The 5,219-nt window shown below is 56.7% G+C and carries 6 protein-coding genes and 1 pseudogene; all 7 read left to right on the plus strand.

The features are described from left to right. Positions 1–536: protein-L-isoaspartate(D-aspartate) O-methyltransferase (locus V6C16_RS07445; RefSeq protein WP_333542960.1), on the plus strand; the 536-nt coding region annotated here is incomplete at its 5' end. Between the two features lie 34 nt (positions 537–570). Continuing rightward, on the plus strand, positions 571–1,485 hold the full coding sequence (locus V6C16_RS07450) for an Mrp/NBP35 family ATP-binding protein (RefSeq protein WP_333535359.1): 915 nt from the start codon (positions 571–573) through the stop codon (positions 1,483–1,485). Positions 1,486–1,858: 373 nt separating this feature from the next. Beyond that, entirely contained in the window at positions 1,859–2,419 is a 561-nt protein-coding gene (gene pgsA / locus V6C16_RS07455) for a CDP-diacylglycerol--glycerol-3-phosphate 3-phosphatidyltransferase (protein WP_333535358.1), read from the plus strand. Beyond that, entirely contained in the window at positions 2,416–2,670 is a 255-nt protein-coding gene (locus V6C16_RS07460) for a hypothetical protein (protein ID WP_333535357.1), read from the plus strand. Before pgsA ends, V6C16_RS07460 begins: the two co-directional genes overlap by 4 nt. Continuing rightward, the gene (locus tag V6C16_RS07465; protein WP_333535356.1) at positions 2,670–2,972 is read left to right on the plus strand and encodes an FtsB family cell division protein; all 303 of its coding nucleotides are present in this window, start codon (positions 2,670–2,672) and stop codon (positions 2,970–2,972) included. The genes V6C16_RS07460 and V6C16_RS07465 overlap by 1 nt, the downstream gene beginning before the upstream one ends. A 3-nt stretch (positions 2,973–2,975) precedes the next feature. Continuing rightward, positions 2,976–4,148, plus strand: coding sequence for a tetratricopeptide repeat protein (locus V6C16_RS07470; protein WP_333535355.1), 1,173 nt, complete (start codon positions 2,976–2,978; stop codon positions 4,146–4,148). Between the two features lie 135 nt (positions 4,149–4,283). Then, positions 4,284–5,219 (plus strand): annotated as a pseudogene (locus tag V6C16_RS07475) (hypothetical protein); the annotation flags it as partial.

Raw genomic sequence — 5,219 nt, forward strand, 5'->3', positions numbered from 1 at the left:
ACCTGTTTGTGCAGGAAGCGCTGCGCGCCCAGGCGTATGAGGACACCCCGCTGCCCATTGGTTACGGCCAGACCATTTCACAGCCGTATGTGGTGGCCCTTATGAGCCAGACGCTCGAAGTGCGCCGCGGCATGCGCGTGCTGGAAATCGGCACTGGCTCGGGATATCAGGCGGCGGTGCTGGCAACTATGGGCTGCATCGTTTTTACGGTGGAGCGCTTGCGTGAGCTGTACCAGAGCACAGGAGCCCTCTTGCGGCAACTGGGCTTGCGCGGCATACACATGCAGCGGCGGGACGGCACGCTGGGCATGCCTGAGGCCGCCCCCTTTGACAGAATCATCGTCACGGCGGGCGGGCCGGAAGTGCCGCGCCCCCTGACAGACCAACTGGACGAGGGCGGCATTCTGCTTATTCCCGTGGGACCCCGCCCCCGCGCACAGCGGCTCATGCGCTTCCGCAAGGAGCAGGGCCGCATGACCGGGGAAGACCTCGGCCCCGCTATTTTTGTGGACCTGGTGGGCGACCACGGCTGGTAGCACGGCCTCTCGCCATCAACAACAAGGAGATGTCATGGCTTCCTGTTCTTCCTGTTCCTCGTCTTCCTCTTGCCCAAGCGCTACGGGCAAGGGTGGAGACGGACAATGCACCGACCCTGTGGCCCGGCAGGACAAAGTCATCGCCGACAGGCTCGGGCATATCCGGCACAAGCTTTTTGTCATGAGCGGCAAGGGCGGGGTGGGCAAAAGCTCCGTTACGGTCAATACGGCCGCGGCTCTGGCCCGGCGTGGTTTCAAAGTGGGCATTCTTGATGTGGACCTGCACGGCCCCAGCGTACCCAACCTGTTGGGCCTCACAAGCACGGTAGAGATGGATCCTGGCGGCGAACTCATGCTGCCTGCGGCCTACGACGAAAACCTGTCGGTCATTTCCATGGACTCTCTGCTCCAGGACAAGGATCAGGCCATCCTGTGGCGAGGTCCCAAAAAAACCGCCGCCATCAGACAGTTCATTTCGGACGTGAAGTGGGGCGATCTTGACTTTCTGCTTATCGACTCGCCTCCCGGCACGGGCGATGAGCACATGACCGTTATGCAGGCCATCCCCGATGCGCTTTGTGTGGTCGTGACCACGCCACAGGAAATTTCTCTGGCAGATGTGCGCAAGGCCATCAATTTTCTTCAGTACACCAACTCCAACGTACTTGGCGTAGTGGAGAACATGAGCGGCCTTGTATGCCCGCACTGCCATCAGGAAATTGATCTTTTCAAAAAAGGCGGCGGCAAGGAACTTGCGCAGCGTTATGGACTCAAGTTCCTTGGGGCCGTCCCCCTGGATCCCACCACCGTGGTCGCCGCAGACCGCGGGGTTCCTGTGGTCTACCTTGAAGCGGAAAGCCCGGCAAAAACCGCCTTTCTTCAGTTGGCAGACACTATCGCCAGCGCCTGCGACAGCAGCCTGGAGGCCCTGGCGTCAACGCATGCCTAGAGCAGTTTCACTTTGAAATTGCTCTGGCGACTGCGCGAGCAGGCGCCCGCCGCGAAGGCGTAAGCGCAATTTATTTGCGCGGTTAAACGCCGAAGCGAGCGTGTTTTAAACTTTGAAAATATACATTTTCAAAGTTAATCTGCTCTAGTAACGGCCCTGCCCCCGTTGAGGACGCTTCGACGCAGAGCCATCGGCTTTGATCGGCTGTCTGGCTCGGCAATCTCACACGGCAGCGCAGGGCGGTTGTCTCTTTACAGATCAAAAACTTCCCTGTCGGATCATGCAGCCCGGCAGGGGAGTTTTTTCTTCTTTTCTCCCGTCTGCTTTTATGTTATTTGGACAAAAATTCTCCGGGAGAGTCAAAATAAATACAATGCTTAACCTTGCTAATAAAATTACGCTGTTACGTATTCTGATGACCCCTCTGGTGGTTTTACTGCTTTACTTTGAAGGCCCGACCGTGTGCAGGATCGCGGCCTTGGCCTTTATTTTTGCCTCGTTTACGGACTGGGCTGACGGCTACGTGGCCCGGCGTTCCAACATGGTTACCAGCATGGGCAAGTTTTTGGACCCGCTGGCCGACAAGGTGTTGATCTGCTCTGTGCTCATCATGTTTGTCCAACTCGGCTGGACTCCGGCCTGGATTGTGATCATCATGGTGTGCCGCGAGCTTGTGGTCACGGGGCTTCGCGCCATTGCCATCGACGAAGGCATCGTTCTTGCCGCCGACAAGTTCGGCAAAGCCAAGACTGTCTTGCAGATTTTTGCCGTTGTCCCTCTGGTGCTGCACTATCCCCTGTGGGGCATTGATCCGCAGCCCATCGGCCAGGTGCTGCTGTATGCCGCGCTGGTACTGGCGCTTATTTCCGGCGCCAACTATTGCTATGATTTCTACCGTCGCACCCGTGAACGTAAGGATTCCGGCAAGGCATGAGTACGTTGCAGATACGTCTCAAAAACTGCATCCAGACCATACTGGAACTGGAGCCGGATATGAAAGCCGGAGTATGGGGGCGTTATTTCGACTCAGAGCTGAGTTCTCTCAAAGACTATCTTTCTCAAGTTGACCAGATGGAGCTGGCTGAAGAAGATGTTCAGCGGCTCGAAAACGCCACCGCGACCTTTCTTGCGGAGCTGAAACTTTCCCGCAAGGGCAAAACTCAAAAAAGACGGCTTTTGCAATAATGTTCTGGCGTTCTTTCATACTTGTTGTTCTGGGCCTGATCAGCGTAGTGCTCTTCAGCCGTATGGTCTGGGGGCCTACCGGGCTGCTCGAATACCGTGAGCTGAAACGGCAGTATGCTGCACTGGAAAATCAGATAGCCGCTCTGGACGCGGAAAATATGGCACTCAGCCGTGAAATCCGCCTTTTGCAGTCAGACAATCAATATGTGGAGAAAGTCATCCGGCAGCGTCTGCATTATGTGCGGGACAATGAGGTGCTTTACCTTTTTGACGCATCGGCCAAGCCCCATCGGGAGCCGTAGTATATGACAGAAAAAATTGAGTGGTATAAAGAAGTTCTGGATCTGGAGCCTAACTCCAAGGTCTTTTTTCCGCTGGCGCGCCTGCTGGCGGAAGCGCAAAGGACTGACGAGGCTGTGGAGGTTCTGGAACGGGGCTTGAAACGACACGATGAATTTCTTGAGGCCCGTATCTTTCTGATCGAACTGCTTTACAGGGCGGGCGAGCAGAGCGCCTGTGAAAAACAGGTCGAAAAACTCAGCAAAATGCTTACGGCGTATGCCGGGTTCTGGCAGGCCTGGGCCGCCAGCCTTGCCTCTGAAGCGCATTCGCCGGATGCTGCGGCTGTCATGAATTTTCTGGCCCTTAACTTCGCCCGTGGTCCCATATCGCTGCAAGAAGTGATGGAACGGGGCGTCAGCAGTTTTCTTGGTCAGGATGCCTCATCCAACGTGGCGCAACACACGGAAAAACAAGCAAAAAATCTCGACAGCCCCGGTCATGTGGCAGTAAAAGTTAATGCTTCACTTGAAAGTGAAGATATAGCTATTTCTGCCGGTCATCCTGCAGATTCCTCCCTTCAGCATAACGCTGCGGCGTTCCGGTATCCTGATTTTCCGGAACAGCCGGCCGCAGAGCCTGAAGACAGCGCCTCAAGCACTACTACTCCTGTAGATCGCACACTTTCTGCTGTGCATTCCGCCCATCAGCATCTATCGCATGAACATCTGGCTCACGAGGAGCTTGCGGCTTTTGGCCCTGAGGCCGCCTTGCCGGAACAATCTGATGGTGTCGAGACGGCCCGCCAGGCTCTCCCCGCGGAGAAACCGGCCACAGAAGATGCGCTTGAGCCGGAAATTACCGCAGAAAACCTTGCTGGCTCTGGAGATGATGCAAGCGAGGAGGGCGAAGAGCGTTTTTCCCTGCGTACACGCTCCATGGCCGAGGTTCTGGCTGAACAGGGGGACATCAAAGGGGCGCTGGACATCTATCACGAACTGGCAGCCGCTGCCACTGCGCCGGAAGAAAGCGCAGACCTGCGCCAGAGAATAGCTACCCTGAACGCGCGGCTGGGCAGCGCGCAACCGGAAGAACCGGCTCAGGATGCCGCCGCGCCTGAAGCGGCAAGCGGCAAAGACAAGCTCATAAGCATGCTTGAGGCGCTGGCGGAACGTGTTGAAGCCAGGGCGCACAGCTGAAAAATTTCAAGGCCACATCTACCTGTACCGCCAGAGTACTGACAAGCTCTGTATCGTTGTCTGACGGCGCTTTACCATTCGTGCGGAGTTGTCCGGCAATAATGCATGGCAGCTCTAAAGCTGAGGGAGAACACGGTGTTCAAATCATATCTGCGGACCACACTCATGCTGGCTGCTGCCGCCCTTCTTATTGCAGGCTGCAGCTCGTACCAGCCAACCAAGAATGCATGGAAGTCCACCAAAGGATTCTGGAATACGTATGTCAGCCCGCCGGCTTCGGTGGATTATGACGAAAAAGGTGAACTTTCGCCGCAGGCATTGGCCCTGACGCACAGCATGATGGGAATTGACGTGGAACTGAGCCGCCTTGAGCGCGTCATGCTCAACGCCGACAAGCCGCCCACGCGCGACTGGATTGTCGCGTTTTTCAACAATTTCCCCTGGATCAGCGGCTTTGCCGGCGTCAAGTACGACGGTACCATTCTGGGGCAGGAACCTGCCAACCCAGCGAAACAGCTTGACTTCATCCCTCTGCTTTATGAAGACAAGAAACAGAGCAGCCGCGCCTTGAGGGCTGATGTTCAGCCTTCCCCCCTGGGACCCGAGGTGCTGCTGGCCGCGCCGCTTTATGACGGCGTTGACTTTTTGGGTGTGGTCGCCGCCTATTTTGACATGCGTACGCTCATGCAGTATTCCGGCAGCCCGGAAAATGTGGTCATTCTTTCTCCCCAGGCCCTGCTGTGGCCTGGAAAGTATGACTTTGCCGCCACGCCCCTGGCTGGCGTGAACTGGGATGAAGCTGTTGCCAAAAGTTCCTCCGGCACATGCACCAACGTAAACGGCACGTTCTATTACCTTGTCCGCTACCTGGGCAACCTTCCCCTTGTTTTTGCCGTTGCCGAAAAAGGCACGTTCCCTGAAGGCGGCGGCAATGTGGAGCAGGGGCTGGCGTTTTTCCCGAAAGAACGTGAAAAGCTGCCGCCGCCGCCCCAACCCGAACGCAAGCGCAAGAACCTTGACGGCCCCGCCATGTCTGTGCCGACGCCCGGCGATGCGGTTATCGCCGAGGGC

The sequence above is a fragment of the Desulfovibrio sp. 1188_IL3213 genome, from assembly GCF_036763145.1.
Classification (GTDB): domain Bacteria; phylum Desulfobacterota; class Desulfovibrionia; order Desulfovibrionales; family Desulfovibrionaceae; genus Desulfovibrio.